The 14,639-nt window shown below is 74.5% G+C and carries 14 protein-coding genes; 7 read left to right on the plus strand and 7 right to left on the minus strand.

The window, feature by feature from the left end; genetic code table 11:
• The first annotated feature begins 48 nt into the window (after positions 1 to 48).
• Genes dhaK through BLW85_RS06005 form a run of 3 tightly spaced genes read left to right on the plus strand, consistent with a single transcriptional unit; the run spans position 49 to position 2,099 of the window.
• Positions 49 to 1,041, plus strand: a complete 993-nt coding sequence (gene dhaK / locus BLW85_RS05995; RefSeq protein WP_070026587.1) for a dihydroxyacetone kinase subunit DhaK — start codon at positions 49 to 51, stop codon at positions 1,039 to 1,041.
• A 46-nt stretch (positions 1,042 to 1,087) separates the two neighbouring features.
• The gene (gene dhaL, locus BLW85_RS06000) at positions 1,088 to 1,687 is read left to right on the plus strand and encodes a dihydroxyacetone kinase subunit DhaL (RefSeq protein ID WP_070026586.1); all 600 of its coding nucleotides are present in this window, start codon (positions 1,088 to 1,090) and stop codon (positions 1,685 to 1,687) included.
• A 1-nt stretch (position 1,688) separates the two neighbouring features.
• A complete protein-coding gene (locus BLW85_RS06005) occupies positions 1,689 to 2,099 on the plus strand; it encodes a PTS-dependent dihydroxyacetone kinase phosphotransferase subunit DhaM (RefSeq protein ID WP_070026585.1) in 411 nt (136 codons plus the stop codon).
• A gap of 28 nt (positions 2,100 to 2,127) precedes the next feature.
• Here BLW85_RS06005 and BLW85_RS06010 read toward each other — a convergent pair whose 3' ends face one another.
• Positions 2,128 to 2,994, minus strand: coding sequence for a glycoside hydrolase family 75 protein (locus BLW85_RS06010; protein ID WP_244175020.1), 867 nt, complete (start codon positions 2,992 to 2,994; stop codon positions 2,128 to 2,130).
• A gap of 453 nt (positions 2,995 to 3,447) precedes the next feature.
• Here BLW85_RS06010 and BLW85_RS06015 point away from each other — a divergent pair, with 453 nt between their 5' ends.
• Together BLW85_RS06015 and BLW85_RS06020 are read left to right on the plus strand one after the other, a co-directional pair.
• Complete coding sequence (locus BLW85_RS06015; RefSeq protein WP_074991264.1) at positions 3,448 to 4,422, plus strand: fibronectin type III domain-containing protein; 975 nt, start codon at positions 3,448 to 3,450, stop codon at positions 4,420 to 4,422.
• Positions 4,423 to 4,604: 182 nt separating this feature from the next.
• On the plus strand, positions 4,605 to 5,174 hold the full coding sequence (locus BLW85_RS06020; RefSeq protein ID WP_070026582.1) for a hypothetical protein: 570 nt from the start codon (positions 4,605 to 4,607) through the stop codon (positions 5,172 to 5,174).
• A gap of 303 nt (positions 5,175 to 5,477) precedes the next feature.
• On the opposite strand, the gene BLW85_RS06025 is transcribed toward BLW85_RS06020, so the two are convergent.
• The 4 genes from BLW85_RS06025 to BLW85_RS06040 all read right to left on the minus strand — a co-directional run bounded on the left by BLW85_RS06025 (position 5,478) and on the right by BLW85_RS06040 (position 9,656).
• Entirely contained in the window at positions 5,478 to 6,032 is a 555-nt protein-coding gene (locus BLW85_RS06025) for a PadR family transcriptional regulator (protein ID WP_074991268.1), read from the minus strand.
• Positions 6,033 to 6,063: 31 nt separating this feature from the next.
• Positions 6,064 to 8,079 carry an NADPH-dependent 2,4-dienoyl-CoA reductase gene (locus tag BLW85_RS06030; RefSeq protein ID WP_074991269.1) on the minus strand — a complete coding sequence of 672 codons (2,016 nt, stop codon included), beginning with the start codon at positions 8,077 to 8,079 and terminating at the stop codon, positions 6,064 to 6,066.
• Between the two features lie 217 nt (positions 8,080 to 8,296).
• The gene (locus tag BLW85_RS06035) at positions 8,297 to 8,671 is read right to left on the minus strand and encodes a hypothetical protein (protein ID WP_070026579.1); all 375 of its coding nucleotides are present in this window, start codon (positions 8,669 to 8,671) and stop codon (positions 8,297 to 8,299) included.
• 109 nt (positions 8,672 to 8,780) lie between these two features.
• Positions 8,781 to 9,656 carry a hypothetical protein gene (locus BLW85_RS06040; RefSeq protein ID WP_070026578.1) on the minus strand — a complete coding sequence of 292 codons (876 nt, stop codon included), beginning with the start codon at positions 9,654 to 9,656 and terminating at the stop codon, positions 8,781 to 8,783.
• A gap of 256 nt (positions 9,657 to 9,912) precedes the next feature.
• Between BLW85_RS06040 and BLW85_RS06045 the strand changes: the two genes are divergently transcribed.
• Positions 9,913 to 12,003, plus strand: a complete 2,091-nt coding sequence (locus BLW85_RS06045; protein WP_107409073.1) for a SpoIIE family protein phosphatase — start codon at positions 9,913 to 9,915, stop codon at positions 12,001 to 12,003.
• On the opposite strand, the gene BLW85_RS06050 is transcribed toward BLW85_RS06045, so the two are convergent.
• A complete protein-coding gene (locus BLW85_RS06050; RefSeq protein ID WP_079172271.1) occupies positions 11,963 to 12,820 on the minus strand; it encodes a putative protein N(5)-glutamine methyltransferase in 858 nt (285 codons plus the stop codon). The genes BLW85_RS06045 and BLW85_RS06050 overlap by 41 nt on opposite strands.
• Positions 12,821 to 13,104: 284 nt before the next feature.
• On the opposite strand from BLW85_RS06050, the gene BLW85_RS06055 reads away from it, so the two are divergent.
• Entirely contained in the window at positions 13,105 to 13,503 is a 399-nt protein-coding gene (locus BLW85_RS06055; protein ID WP_374028547.1) for a MarR family winged helix-turn-helix transcriptional regulator, read from the plus strand.
• A gap of 225 nt (positions 13,504 to 13,728) precedes the next feature.
• Here BLW85_RS06055 and BLW85_RS06060 read toward each other — a convergent pair whose 3' ends face one another.
• Positions 13,729 to 14,457, minus strand: coding sequence for a GNAT family N-acetyltransferase (locus tag BLW85_RS06060; RefSeq protein WP_070026576.1), 729 nt, complete (start codon positions 14,455 to 14,457; stop codon positions 13,729 to 13,731).
• Positions 14,458 to 14,639 lie beyond the last annotated feature (182 nt).

Raw genomic sequence — 14,639 nt, forward strand, 5'->3', positions numbered from 1 at the left:
GGGAAAACACCGGTCAGGGACCACCTGCGAGCTTTCTGGGAGACAGGCATGAAGATGTTGATCAACGTGCCGGAGACCGTCGTCGCGGACGCGCTGCGCGGGATGGCGGCCGCGCATCCGGACCTGGCGGTGGACGTGGAGAACCGGGTGATCGTCCGCCGGGACGCTCCGGTGGCGGGACAGGTCGCGCTGGTCTCCGGCGGTGGGTCCGGGCACGAGCCGCTGCACGGCGGGTTCGTCGGCCCCGGCATGCTGTCCGCCGCCTGTCCGGGTGAGGTGTTCACCTCGCCGGTGCCCGACCAGATGGTGCGCGCGGCGGCCGCCGTGGACAGCGGCGCCGGGGTGCTGTTCGTGGTGAAGAACTACACGGGCGACGTGCTCAACTTCGACATGGCGGCGGAGCTGGCCGAGGACGAGGGCGTCCAGGTCGCCAAGGTGCTGGTGAACGACGACGTGGCCGTCACCGACAGCCTCTTCACGGCCGGGCGGCGCGGCACCGGGGCGACGCTGTTCGTGGAGAAGCTGGCGGGTGCCGCCGCGGCCGAGGGGCGGCCGCTGGAGCAGGTGGAGTCGATAGCCCGCCGGGTGAACGAGAACTCCCGCAGCTTCGGCGTGGCGCTCAGCGCCGTCACCACCCCGGCGAAGGGCTCCCCCACCTTCGACCTGCCGGTGGGCGAGCTGGAGTTGGGCATCGGCATCCACGGCGAGCCGGGCCGGGAGCGGCGGCCGATGATGACCTCCGGGGAGATAGCCGACTTCGCGGTGAACGCGATCCTGGAGGACATGTCCCCGCACAACCCCGTGCTCGTCCTGGTCAACGGCATGGGCGCCACCCCGCTGCTGGAACTGTACGGGTTCAACGCCGAGGTGCAGCGGGTGCTGGCCGAGCGCGGGGTGGCCGTGGTGCGCACCCTGGTCGGCAACTACGTCACCTCCCTGGACATGGCGGGCGCCTCGGTGACCCTGTGCCAGGTCGACGAGGAAATGCTGCGGTTGTGGGACGCGCCGGTGCGCACCCCGGCGCTGCGCTGGGGGATGTGATACGGCGGACACAGCGCTCAACGCCCTTACTATGTTTGGAGGTCCAGTGCTCGACGCCGACTTCTTCCGCCGTTGGATGACGGCGACCGCCGCGTCCGTCGACCGCGAGGCGGAGCGGCTCACCGCCCTCGACTCGGCCATCGGGGACGCTGATCACGGCAGCAACATGCAGCGCGGGTTCGCGGCCGTACGGACGACGCTGGAGAACGAGGCGCCGGACACGCCGGGCGCCGTGCTGATGCTCTCCGGACGCCAGCTCATCTCGACGGTCGGCGGCGCCTCGGGGCCGCTGTACGGCACGTTGCTGCGCCGGACCGGCAAGGCGCTCGGAGAGGCCGCCGAGGTCGGCGAGGAACAGCTGGCCGAGGCGCTGCGGGCGGGTGTGCAGGGTGTGATGAAGCTGGGCGGGGCGGCGCCCGGCGACAAGACCATGGTCGACGCCCTGCTGCCGGCCGTGGAGGCGCTCGGGAACGGGTTCGGCGCCGCCCGGGAGGCCGCCGAGAAGGGGGCGGAGGACACCGTCCCGCTGCTGGCGCGCAAGGGCCGGGCGAGCTACCTGGGGGAGCGCAGCGTCGGCCACCAGGATCCGGGTGCGACGTCGTCGGCGCTGCTGATCGCGGCGCTGGCCGAGACCGCGGAGGGCTGACGTGAGCGAGGAGAAGCTGGTCGGGATCGTGCTGGTGTCGCACAGCGCCGAGGTCGCCGCCTCGGTCGCGACGCTGGCCAAGGGGCTCGCGGGCGGGGCCGAGGCGGTGCCGGTGGCCCCGGCGGGCGGCACCGAGGGCGGCGGGCTCGGCACCAGCGCCGAGCTGATCGCCGCCGCGGCGGCCTCGGCCGACCGGGGCGCCGGGGTGGCGGTCCTCACCGACCTCGGCAGCGCGGTGCTCACCGTGAAGGCGCTGCTGGCCGAGGGCGACGAACTGCCGGAGAACACGCGACTGGTGGACGCCCCGTTCCTGGAGGGTGCGGTGGCCGCGGTGGTGACGGCCGCCGCGGGTGCCGACCTGGACGGGGTGGAGGCGGCGGCGAAGGAGGCGTACGACTACCGCAAGGTGTGACGGGCCGCCATGAGCGTGGTGCGGCTGGTCAGCCGTCCGTGTCGGTCACGAACTGCCGGGCCAGCCGCTCCCCCGTCGCCACCGCCGCCGCGTGGTCCTCGATGGGCTCGGCCCGCGAGTCCTTGAAAACGATGTAGGTGACCCCGGAGGCCGCTCCGCCGTCGCTGGGCCCGGGGCTGATGCCGAGGCCCTTGGCGGTGGCGTAGGACGCCTCGCCGATGAGGTCGCCCGGGCCGGTGTCGCCGACGACCGCGTACTGCACCCGGTCCCGGTAGACGACGGCGGCGACCGAGCCGCCCCGCACGCCGTGCGCGCCGGGGTCCCAGCGGGGTCCGGCGGCCGGGACGACGATGTAGGGCAGTTCCTCGGCGCTGAGCGGCCGTCCGTCGGACTGGTGGAAGGCGGTTTCCGGGGAGTACAGCGGGTCGGCCTGGGCGTTGCAGTGCGCGGAGGGCCGGCCGTCGCAGTCGATGTCCAGGTCGGCCTTCCAGAAGACGGCGTCCCGGGTGCCGCAGATGGGCACGGTCTCGGGGCTGTCCTCGTCGGTGCGGTACAGGCCCTTGGAGATCTGGTCGCAGGCGCCGACCCGGGCCAGCAGGTCCTCGGCGGTGACGGCGCCCTCGGCCCGGGCCCCGGCGGCGGGGGCGTTCTCGCGGCGGGCGGGGGCGGGCGGTGTGCTCCGGGCCGGGGTGGCGGCCGGGTGCTCGCGGGCCGCGCCGGCGGAGGCGCTCGCCCGAGGGGCAACGTTTTTGCGCGGACCTGCGCCGGGGGTGGCGCCCTTGCCGTGGGTCGTCGCCCGTGCCTCGGGCGGGACCGCCGCGGCGGGGCCGGGCAGCGTGGCGGGGGCGATCAGGGCCGCGCCGACCGCGGCCAGCGTCAGCGTCGGGACACGCACACGCACGATGAGGAACCCTCTCCTCGGGGACATGTCGAGCCCACTGTGGGCCGCGGTCCGGACGCCCGGCCGCAGGGGCCGCCCCCAAGGGGCCGGATGGAGCACGCTACTGACAACCCGTGAGGGAACAAATCGGGCATTCGGGGCATAGGATGTGATGGTCCCACCGCCGAACGGGTGGCTCCAGGGGGACAACAGGGGCCGGGAACCCGGACCGCCTCCGATCCAGGTCCCCCGGCCGCCCGCGCCGGCGCGGGTTCGGCGACGACAGCGTTTCCGCGCCAACGGCATGAACTCCCCAGCCCTCTCGGGGAGTTCATGCCGCAGGGACCTTCAGCATACGTAACCGCGCGGGGCACTCGGCACCGGCCCCTTGCCGCGGGCGCGCCGAGCGGGCCATATTGGTCCGGACCATTGCCGGGCCGCCGTTGAGCCGACCGTGGAGGCAGAGCCGTGCGACGCGTTCCCCTTCCGCTCGTGCTGGTCTGCGGCGCCCTGCTGCTGCTCGCGTCCTGCGGCTGGAGCCGGGCCGACACGGGCGACGAGGGCCGGATGCCGGGCGCCCCGACCGGGGTCACCGCGCAGGCCGGCAGCGCCACCTCCGTGCACGTGATGTGGAACGCGGTGCCGGACGACTCCGGCATCCGCTCCTACGAGGTGTACCGGGGCGGCACCAAGACGGCCGAGGTGCCCGGTGCGCAGCGCATGGTGGACGTCGTCAGGCTCAGGCCGTCCACCGAGTACGCCTTCACCGTGCGGGCCCGGGACAAGGCCGGACGGCTCGGGCCGCCGAGCCGTCCGGTGCGGGCGCGGACGCCCGCCCGGGTCGCGGCCGACCGCTCGGCGCCGACCCGGCCCGGGGCGCCCACCGGACGGACCGACGGCAGCCGGGCGGTCCGGCTGTCCTGGGGCGCCTCCCACGACGACCGGGGCGTGGTGTCGTACGACATCCAGCAGGGCGGCACACAAATCCACAGCGTCGGCGGGAACCTGACCTCCGCGGTCGTCACCGGGCTGCGCCCCGGTACCCGGTACGTGTTCACGGTGCGGGCCCGGGACGCGGCGGACAACCTCTCCCCCGCGAGCGCCCCGGTCCGCCTCACCACCCCGGGCACCGACGACGGCCGGGCCACCGCGCCGACCGGCTTCACCGCCGCGACCCACCGCGCCGACGGCGCCTACTACCTGGACCTGTCCTGGGATCCGCCGAGCACGGACGGGGTGATCACGCAGTACGCGATCCGGCTCGACGGCACCTCGGCCACCTCGCTGGAGTGGGGCGGCACCCCGCCGCGCGGCCGGGCGCACTACAGCTTCTACCTGGGCCGCGCGGCCGGGGAGGAGCACCGGGTACGGCTGCGGGCCCGGTTGCCCGACGGCACCTGGGGCGGCTGGTCGCCGGAGCGCACCGTGACCACGGGGCGCTGACCACAGCCCGGCGGGGGCCGCATCCCGGGGCGCCGCGGGCGGGTCCGTGTCACCCGGCCGGATGCCGTCCGGGTGCGGGGGCCCGCCGGGCCGCGTTGGCTGCTGACCAGGCAGCACGGATGATTCCCGACCCTGGGCGGCGCATGGGACGTGCCGCCGGCCGTGCCGCCGGAGGCCAGCCAATGCGCAAGTCCATATCCCTGCTCCGCTCCGGTCTCGCCCTCACGGCCACCGCCGCACTCCCGGTCGCGCTCGCGGCGCCGGCCGCAGCGGTCTCCGGCATCTCCGTCAGCACCACCGGCTCCTCCGTCTCGGTGGTCACCAGCGCGTGCACCCAGATCAACGGCAGCTGGGGCACCGCGGCGCTGCTCACCAGCAGTCAGGCCAGCTTCTCCCAGGGCCGCCAGGCGGCGCTGTCGGGCACCACCGTCAGCCAGTCCGCGGCCTGGTCCGGGGTGAGCCCGGGGACCTACACCGTGGTGGTGGTCTGCTCCAGCGGCAGTACGGCGGGCAGCCAGGCGGTGATCGTCTCCGCCGGGTCCGCACCGACGCTCTCGACCACCTCCAGGCCGTTGCCCACCCGCCCGGTTCCCGTCCAGCCGGCGCCCGCCCGGGGCGTCAACGGCGGCCTGGGCGGCGCCGTCCGCGACTACGGCCCCCTCACCCTCGGCGTCGGCGCGGCCCTGGTGGGCGCGGGCGCCGTCACCGCCGTGTGGTGCCTGCGCCGCCGCTCGAAACCGACGCGCCCCTGACCCCCTGCCCCGGCCCGCCGACATGGACCGGCGCCGGCCCCGCCGCCCGGATCCGGCCCTCGAACCGCAAGGACGCGAACGAGCCCGCCGGATCGACGTCCACGGGTCCGGCACCCGCGCAGGGCGCCGGACCCGGCCGGGCGACGACGCCGCACGACCACGGCGGCCGGCACCCGGCGCCCGCGCGACCGATGGCCCCGGCGTCGTCACCGGCCGGCGCCCGTACCACCGTTCGAAACCGACGCCCCCCGCGACCGGCCGGTGCCCGCCACGCCGTCCGGCCCCGGCGCGCCCGGAAGCCGGTCAGCCCGTCTCGCCGTCGTCGGACGGTCCGGGGAACTCCGCGAGGGCGTGGGACAGCCACTGCGTCCAGAAGGTCTCCAGGTCGATGCCCGCCCGCAGCACCAGGTGCCGCAGCCGGTCCTCGGGGGCGTTCCGCTCCGGTGGGAAGTCGCGGCGTTCGATCTCCTCGTACTCGGCCAACTGCCGCCGGTGCAGCTCCAGATGGCGCCGCAGGTCCGCCTCCAGACCCGCCGTGCCGACCACCGCCGCCGCGCGCAGCCGCAGCAGGAGGGTGTCCCGCAGCGGCTTGGGGTCCTGTGCGGCGGCGGTCCAGCGGGCCAGTTCGGCGCGGCCCGCGGGCAGCACCTCGTAGCTCTTCTTCTGCCCACGGGCCGGCTGCTCGGCCGGCAGCGCCCGGATGAGCCCTTCGCCCTCCAGCTTTCCCAGCTCGCGATAGATCTGCTGGTGCGTCGCGGACCAGAAGTAGCCGATCGACTTGTCGAACCGGCGGGTCAGCTCCAGTCCCGACGACGGCTTTTCCAGCAGGGCGGTGAGGATCGCGTGCGGGAGTGACATGGGCTCATCCTAGGGATGCCCCGGCGGGGGCCTAGAGCGCCGCCGCCAGTTCGGTGCCCTGCTTGATGGCCCGCTTGGCGTCCAGCTCCGCGGCGACGTCCGCACCGCCGATCAGGTGCGCGCCGCGGCCGACGGCGACCAGCTCCTCGTACAGGTCGCGGCGCGGTTCCTGGCCGGTGCACAGCACCACGGTGTCGACCTCCAGGACGGTGCTCTCCTCGCCGACGGTGATGTGCAGGCCGGCGTCGTCGATGCGGTCGTAGCGCACGCCCGGGACCATGGTGACCCCGCGGTGCCGCAGTTCGGTGCGGTGGATCCAGCCGGTGGTCTTGCCGAGTCCGGCGCCGACCTTGCCGGTCTTGCGCTGGAGCAGGTGGACCTGGCGGGGCGGGGCCGGGCGGCGCGGCTCGGTGAGGCCGCCGGGCGCCGTGTACTCCATGTCGACGCCCCAGTTGCGGAAGTACGCCGCGGGGTCCTCGCTCGCCTTGTCCCCGCCGTCGGTGAGGTACTCGGCGACGTCGAAGCCGATGCCGCCGGCGCCCAGGACGGCCACGCGGTCGCCGACGTCGGCGCCGTCGCGCAGCACGTCGAGGTAGCCGAGCACGCGCGGGTGGTCGACACCCGGGATGTCGGGGGTGCGCGGGGTGACGCCGGTGGCGACGACCACCTCGTCGTAGTCGGCCACGTCCGCGGCGCTCACCCAGGTGTTCAGGCGCACCTCCACGCCGTGGGCGGCGAGTTGGTGGCGGAAGTAGCGCAGGGTCTCCTCGAACTCCTGCTTGCCGGGCACCTTGCGGGCGACGTTGAGCTGCCCGCCGATCTCGCTGCCGGCGTCGAACAGGGTGACGGTGTGGCCACGTTCGGCGGCGCTGACGGCGCAGGCGAGTCCGGCCGGTCCGGCGCCGACGACGGCGACGCGCTTCCTGGTCCGGGTCGGCGCGAGCACCAGCTCGGTCTCGTGGCAGGCGCGCGGGTTGACCAGGCAGGAGGTGAGCTGCCCGCTGAAGGTGTGGTCCAGGCAGGCCTGGTTGCAGCCGATGCAGGTGTTGATGGCCTCGGGGGTACCGGCGGCGGCCTTGGCGACGAAGTCGGGGTCGGCGAGCATCGGCCGGGCCATGGACACCATGTCGGCGTAGCCGCCGGCCAGCAACTCCTCGGCGAGTTCGGGGGTGTTGATGCGGTTGGTGGTCACCAGCGGGACGGTCACCTCACCCATCAGCTTCTTGGTGACCCAGGTGTAGGCGCCGCGCGGCACGGAAGTGGCGATGGTGGGGATGCGGGCCTCGTGCCAGCCGATGCCGGTGTTGATGATGGTCGCGCCGGCCGCCTCGACGGCCTTGGCGAGGGTGACGACCTCCGCGTGGGAGGAGCCGCCGGGGACGAGGTCCAGCATGGACAGCCGGTAGACGATGATGAAGTCCTCGCCGACCGCCTCGCGCACCCGGCGGACGATCTCGACCGGGAACCGCATCCGGTTCTCGTACGAGCCGCCCCAGCGGTCGGTGCGGTGGTTGGTGCGGGCGGCGATGAACTCGTTGACGAGGTAGCCCTCGGAGCCCATGATCTCGACGCCGTCGTACCCGGCGTGCCGTGCGAGGCGAGCGGCGCGGACGTAGTCGTCGATGGTCCGCTCGATGTCGGCCTCGGAGAGTTCACGGGGGACGAAGGGGCTGATCGGCGCCTGGAGCGGGCTCGGGGCGACCAGGTCCCGGTGGTAGGCGTACCGCCCGAAGTGCAGGATCTGCAGGGCGATCCGGCCGCCCTCGCGGTGCACGGCGTCGGTGACCACCCGGTGCCGCTCGGCCTCCGCCTCGGTGGTGAGCTTGGCCCCGCCCTCGTACGGCCGCCCCTCCTCGTTCGGCGCGATGCCGCCCGTGACGATGAGCCCGACGCCGCCGCGCGCCCGGGCGGCGTAGAACGCCGCCATCCGCTCGAACCCGCGCTCGGCCTCCTCCAGTCCCACGTGCATGGATCCCATGAGCACCCGGTTTCGCAGCGTGGTGAACCCCAGGTCGAGCGGGGTCAGCAAGTGGGGGTAACGGCTCATCTCAGGCCCTCCGTGCACGGGTGCGGTCGCTTCTTGTTGTAGAGCAACCGAACCCGCTTGTGCAACTAGTTGCATAAACGTGTGGGCCGTACCACCACCCCCCGTACCTACGGGTACGTACGAAACGCTCAGGCCGCCCCGGAATCCGGACCGGCACAGGACGCCCCAGCCGGTACGGGACCGGCCGGGGCGTGGCGGGGCGCCGGGGCGCGCCGGGTCAGCGGCTCTCCAGGCGTAGGTGGAGGTCGCGTTCCTGGTCGCCGGAGGCCGTGCAGGTCTCCTCGACGGTGAACATGGCGTCGAGGGTGTGGCGGAAGCGGTCGACGGCCCAGTAGCCGCCCTGGACGTCCGCCTGGACGGACGAGCGGAGGTGGACCGGCGGGCAGCCCTGACGGGGCGTGTCCGCGACCTCGTACGTGCCGAGCCACACCATGGGGCGGGTCTCGTGGAGTTGCTGGGGCACCTCGTCCTTGCCCCGGTCGGACGCGAAGCAGGAGTTCAGCGCCTCGAAGACGAGACGTGCGTCCTCCTTGGAGCATCCGCTGATCTCCACCATGACGGATTCCGGATGCGACCGGTCCCTGTTCTCCATTGATCGCTCCTTTCGTGGCCGCGCTGCGGTGGCACGGGGTACCCCGTTCGCACCACGTCCATCCCCCGCCCAGCAAAACACCGCGCCCGCGCGCCCGCCACCCGCCCCCTCAGCCGAGGGAGAACCTGTACGTCTTGCTGTCGCTGAGCACGCAGACGCCCGGCGAGACCACGATCACCCGCAGGGTTCCGGTGCGCCGGTCGTAGTCGATGCCCTCCGCCTCGAAGGAGCCCTGGCACGCGCTGCGCAGCGGCAGCTGACGCAGCGCGGTGACGTGCCCGTCCACGTCCGCGGAGCCGCTCGGCGGTGCCGACAGGTCGATCCGCAGCAGCGGCTTGGTCATGCCGAACAGGCCCCCGTCGGGGTCGTCGGAGGAGCACAGCAGGGTCGTCGGACCGGAGAAGTCACAGCCCTGGACGTCTCTGACCGCGTGGTCCAGACGGACCGTGGCCGCCTGCGGGAGGTTCGCCGAGGGCGAGGTGGAGGGGTTCTCGCCCGGGGTCGGGAAGACGAGCAGGCGGTCCATCGTGCCCCATTCGCCGGACAGCATCCACTGGCCGTCCGGCGAGATCGCCACCCACGAGTTGTTCATGGCCTCGCCGGGGCTCAGCGTGTGCACGTACTCCGACCAGGCGCCGCCCGGCGCCTGCACGCGGAACATCTTCGAGTTGCCGGAGTCCCGCTGGTAGGGCTCGATGTAGTAGCCCTCGTACGACGCGTCGGGGTCGCCGACGTGGTTCCAGCCGCGCACGGAGTCGCCGAGCGGGATGGTGCCGATGCCGGTGTAGCGGTTGGGACTGTTCGCCGGGACCTCGACCGAGGCCAGCCCCTGGCTCTCGGTCAGCGGGTCGGCGCGGTCGGAGCCGGTCTCGGTCCAGGTGCCGGCCGCCGATGCGGGCGCGGGCACGGCGAGGGACAGGGCGGCGGCAAGGGTGACGAGTCCGGCGAGTACTCCGGGGCGGCGTAACCGGGCGGGCGCGGGCATGGCGGGCTCCTGGAAGGGCGGTGGGGCGCACTCGGACGGCGCACAGTCTGGCGTGCGCGCGATAGCCATGTACAGACCAAGTCGGCCGTCGTGACCGGGGGTGCCCCGCGCCTTCCGGCGGACGCCCGCCGCCGGGTTGAGGGATGGTGGAGGTTGACGGCGAAGGCTGCGGAGAGTCGGATGTGAGCGCGGCACGACACGGGGAACCGGCACGGGGGACGGCACGCCGTGCGGACGGGCGAAGGCGGTGCGTGGCATGAGTGCAGCCGGGGCTCCGGCGACCGAGAGCGGTGAGCCCGCGCGCGGACCGGTGCCGCCGGGCGGCCTCCTCGACATGCTCGGCGTGGCCTCGGTGGTGCTGGACGCCGCCGGCCGGATCGTGCTGTGGAGCCCGCAGGCGGAGGAGCTGTTCGGCTACACCGCGCGGGAGGCCCTCGGCCGGTACGCCGCCCGGTTGATGGTGCACGAACGGCACATGCAGCTGGTCGCCCGGCTCTTCGCCGATGTGATGACCACCGGGCAGAGCTGGGCCGGCGGCTTCCCGATCCGGCACAAGGACGGCAGCACCCGGCTGGTGGAGTTCCGCAACATGCGGCTGCTGGACGACCGCGGGGAGGTGTACGCCCTCGGGCTCGCCGCCGACCGCTCGACGGTACGGCGCCTCGAACAGGACGTGGCGCTGTCCGAGCGGATGGTGAAGCAGTCCCCGATGGGCCTCGCGGTGCTCGACACCGAGCTGCGGTTCGTCTCCGCGAACCCGGCCCTGGAGCGGATCAGCGGACTGCCGGCCGCCGAGCACACGGGCCGCGCGCTCCGCGACGTCCTGCCGGGGCTGGACACCGGCCCGGTGGCGGACGCCGCCCACCGGGTGCTGGCGACGGGCACCCCGCTGATCGACCACGTCGTGGTGGGCCGCACGCCCGCCGACCCGGACACGGACCACACCTGGGCGGTGTCGCTGTACCGGCTGGACGACGCCGTGGGACATGTGCTCGGCGTGGCCTGCTCGATGGTGGACATCACCGAGCAGCACCAAGCCTCCGTGGCGGCGGAGGCGGCACGGCGCCGGCTCACGATGATCGCGGACGCCTCGGCGCGGATCGGTACGACGCTCGAACTGGATCGCACGGCCCGGGAGTTGGCCGATGTCGCGGTGCCGGAGCTGGCCGATGTGGCGGCGGTCGACCTGCTGGACGCCGTGGTGGAGGGCCGCCCCAGCACCCTCGGTCCCGCGGAGCCCGCGGTGATCCGGGCCCTCGCGCTGCGCCCGGAGGACGACTCGGACGCGGTACGGGCCGCCGATCCGCCGGGCGGGATCGCGCGGTACGCCCCCGACCGGCTGGTCACCGAGTGCGTGCGCACCGCCGAGGCGGTGCTGGTGCCGCGGGTGAAGGACGAGGACCTGCCGCGCATCGCGCGCTCACCGCGGGCGGCGGCGCTGCTGGCGCGGGCGGGCCTGCACTCGTATCTGGCGGTACCGCTGATCGCGCGCGGCGAGGTGCTGGGCGCGCTCGACCTCAAGCGCACCCGCAACCCGCGGCCCTTCGACGGGGACGACGTGCTGCTCGCGCGGGAGCTGGCGGCCCGGGCGGCGGTGCAGATCGACAACGCCCGCTGGTACCAGAACGCCCACAACGCCGCGCTCACCCTCCAGCGCAGTCTGCTGCCGAGCGATCCTCCGGTGACGACCGGTCTGGAGGTGGCCTCGCGCTACCAGCCGGCGGGGGTCACCAGCGAGGTGGGCGGCGACTGGTTCGACGTGATCCCGCTGGAGGGCGGCCGGACCGCGCTGGTGGTCGGCGACGTCATGGGCAGCGGCATCGACGCGGCCGCCACCATGGGCCGGCTGCGCACCGCGACGGCCACCCTGACCGCGCTCGGCCTGGACCCGGCGGTGCTGCTCGGTCATCTGGACCGGACCACCTCGGCGCTGGACCACTCCATCGCGACCTGTGTGTACGTCGTCCACGACCCGTGGCTGCGCCAGTGCCGCATCGCCAACGCGGGCCACCTGCCGCCGGCCCGCGTGCGCCCCGGCCGGCCGCCGGAGCTCCTGGACGTGCCCACCGGGGTGCCGCTGGGCGTGGGCGGGGTCGAGTTCTCCACGGTCACCGTCGACTTCGCCCCCGGCGACGAACTGGTCCTCTACACCGACGGCCTGGTCGAGACCCGCCATCACGCCCTCGACGAACGCCTCGACCTGATGCTCTCCCTGCTGACCGACCCGGCCCGTCCCCTGGACGAGACCTGCGACGCCCTCCTGGACACCCTCCACCGCCCGGACAACCACGACGACGTCGCACTGCTCATCGCACGGGCCCGGGAACCGGACGGGCGGCCCGAGTAGGGCGGGGCGGACCCGGGTGCGGGTCTCCCTGCCAGGGGCGCACCCCGATCACCACGTGCGCCGACCACTCCCGTGACACCGCCACCCGGGCGGTCAGGCCCGCCTCGGTGAAGGCGGCCAGCGCGGCCGGGGACTGGTGTTCGCTCGTCTCCGAGAGGAGGCGGCCGCCGGGGGCCAGCCAGGCGGCGGCCTCGCCGGCGACACGGCGCAGGACGTCGAGGCCGTCGGGGCCGCCGTCGAGGGCGGCCGGGGGCTCGTGGTCGCGGGCCTCGGCGGGGAGGAGGGGTATGTCGGGGGTGGGGACGTAGGGGACGTTGGCCGTCAGGAGGTCGACCCGGCCGCGCAGCGCGGTGGGCAGCGCGGCGTACAGGTCGCCCTGGTGGGCCCGGCCGCCGTAGGGGGCGAGGTTGTGCCGGGCGCAGCGCACCGCGGCCGGGTCGATGTCGGCGGCGTGCACCTCCGCCCCGTCCAGCGCGGCGGCGAGCGCGGCGCCGAGCGCGCCCGAGCCGCAGCACAGGTCCACGACGACGGCCGCGTCCGGCGCCTCGGCCAGCGCCCGGTCCACCAGGAACTCGGTACGGCGGCGGGGGACGAACACCCCGGGCGTCACGGCGACGCGCAGTCCGTGGAACTCGGCCCAGCCCAGGACGTGTTCGAGTGGCAGCCCGGCCGCGCGCCGGTCCACCATCGAGGCCAGTTCGGCGGGGTCACGGGCGGTGGCGAGGAGCAACTCGGCCTCGTCCTCGGCGAAGACGCACCCGGCGGCGCGCAACGCGGAGACGACGGCGGCGGGGGAGAGTGCGGAGCGGGAGGGCATGGATGCCTTTCGGGAGCGCGGAACCACAGGGCGCTCCCCGCGGTCACCGCCTCCGGCGTACCGCGCCGTCACGAGGAGAGAGCACCCCGGCTGACACAGCGGATATGGGTCTCACCTCCTCGCGTTCGGGGCCGCGGACCTCCGCGACCGGACGGTCACCATACCCCAAGGCCCACCGCCGGTCCGGGCCCGCGGACCCGAGTTGTACTCTGCAACGGGAAGTCCGGAGGAGGGAGAGGCCCGTGAGCAGGGCAGAGGCCGCTGTGGAGACGATCCAGCGCGAGATGACGGTCTTCGCCCGCCGGGCCCGCGCCTCGGCCGGGCGGATGCACCCCGAGCTGTCCCTGGTGTCGTACACCCTGCTGGGTCATCTGGAGGAGAGCGGCGGCTGCCGGGCCACCGACCTCGCGGCGCACTATGCCCTGGACAAGTCCACGGTGAGCCGCCAGGTGGCCGCCTTGGAGCGGGCCGGGCTGATCGAGCGCCGGCTGGACCCGGAGGACCACCGGGTCCAGGTGCTCCAGCTGACGGAGGCCGGACAGGAGATCCTCGGCCAGGTCACCCTCCGCCGCCGGGCGGCCGTCCGGGAGCGGCTGGTGGACTTTCCGGAGGAGGACCTGGTGCGGTTCGCGGCCTATCTGGAGCGCTACAACGCGGCACCGGACGACTCCACGGACCGCTGAGGCCCCCCGCACCGGATCGGTCCACGGCACCCGCCGGGGCCCCGGCTCACCACCGGCACCGCGGACCGCGGAGGCACCGACCGCGACCCACGGCACCACGGCACCACGGCCCGCCGGACCCCGGGCCCCTGGCCCCACCGGCACCCGGCACCCGGCACCCGGCACCCGGCACCCGGCCCGCCGAACCCCCGTTCGACTCCCCCGGCACCCGTCGCGGCCCCGGGCTCACCCCACCGGCACCGCCGCCCGCTCCTCTCCGAGCCGCTCGGGAGCCCGCGCCGACAGGAACGCGGTGTGCCGGCGCAGCCGGAAGCCGAGGGACTCGTAGAGCCGGATGGCGTTGGTGTTCCTGGCGCTGGTGTGCAGGAACGGGGTCTCGCCGCGTTCCCGGATGCCGTGCGCGACCGCGTGGATCAGCCGGGTCGCCAGGCCCTGGCCGCGGACGGCGGCGTCGGTGCAGACCGCGCTGATCTCGGTCCAGCCCGGCGGGTGCAGCCGCTCCCCGGCCATGGCGACCAGCGCGCCCTCGCGGCGGATACCGAGGTAGGTGCCGAGCTCGACGGTGCGCGGCAGGAACGGCCCGGGCTGGGTGCGGGCCACCAGGTCCAGCATCTCGGGCACGTCGGCCGGTCCGAGGCGGACCGCCTCCGGGTCGGGCGCGGCGGCCACCCCGTCGTCCACGAGCTGCACCCCGCCCACGTGGAAGGTGATCTCCCAGTCCTCGGGGACGTCACCGCAGTAGCCGGACAGCGGGACCTCGGCGCCGGGTCCGGCCAGCGCCGCGAGGTCCGCCCAGTCCCGGGCGTCCGGCTCGTCGGGCAGCGCCAGCCACGGGGAGACGTCGAGCGGGTAGCGCAGCACCCGGCCGCGCCGCTCGGCGAAGCGGGCGTGCGGGCCGGTGAGGGAGGCGAGGGCGGGGTTGTCGAGTGGGTGCGGGGCACCGGTCCGGCTCACGCGGCCACCCCGTTCCCCGTGCTGGAACCGTACGCCTCGCGCATCCTCATCCCTCGCTTCGCTCGCCCTGGAACCGGCGCACCACGGCCGGTACTGATCGCCAAGGAGCGGGCCCGGGCCGGTATTCCCGCCTCCGGTCGGAGTTCACACGGCCGCAACGATCGGGCCCGCGCGCGAGCACC

It is taken from the genome of Streptomyces misionensis, assembly GCF_900104815.1.
In the GTDB taxonomy this organism is placed as follows: Bacteria; Actinomycetota; Actinomycetes; order Streptomycetales; family Streptomycetaceae; genus Streptomyces; species Streptomyces misionensis.

What these genes read in the sequence shown, in the direction of transcription:
- BLW85_RS06040 (WP_070026578.1), bottom strand. Translation starts at nt 9,656, where the DNA reads ATGCCCGCGCCCGCCCGGTTACGCCGCCCCGGAGTACTCGCCGGACTC.
- BLW85_RS06050 (WP_079172271.1), bottom strand. Translation starts at nt 12,820, where the DNA reads ATGCCCTCCCGCTCCGCACTCTCCCCCGCCGCCGTCGTCTCCGCGTTG.
- BLW85_RS06030 (WP_074991269.1), bottom strand. Translation starts at nt 8,079, where the DNA reads ATGAGCCGTTACCCCCACTTGCTGACCCCGCTCGACCTGGGGTTCACC.
- BLW85_RS06055 (WP_374028547.1), top strand. Translation starts at nt 13,105, where the DNA reads ATGACGGTCTTCGCCCGCCGGGCCCGCGCCTCGGCCGGGCGGATGCAC.
- dhaK (WP_070026587.1), top strand. Translation starts at nt 49, where the DNA reads ATGAAGATGTTGATCAACGTGCCGGAGACCGTCGTCGCGGACGCGCTG.
- BLW85_RS06020 (WP_070026582.1), top strand. Translation starts at nt 4,605, where the DNA reads ATGCGCAAGTCCATATCCCTGCTCCGCTCCGGTCTCGCCCTCACGGCC.
- BLW85_RS06025 (WP_074991268.1), bottom strand. Translation starts at nt 6,032, where the DNA reads ATGTCACTCCCGCACGCGATCCTCACCGCCCTGCTGGAAAAGCCGTCG.
- BLW85_RS06035 (WP_070026579.1), bottom strand. Translation starts at nt 8,671, where the DNA reads ATGGAGAACAGGGACCGGTCGCATCCGGAATCCGTCATGGTGGAGATC.
- BLW85_RS06045 (WP_107409073.1), top strand. Translation starts at nt 9,913, where the DNA reads ATGAGTGCAGCCGGGGCTCCGGCGACCGAGAGCGGTGAGCCCGCGCGC.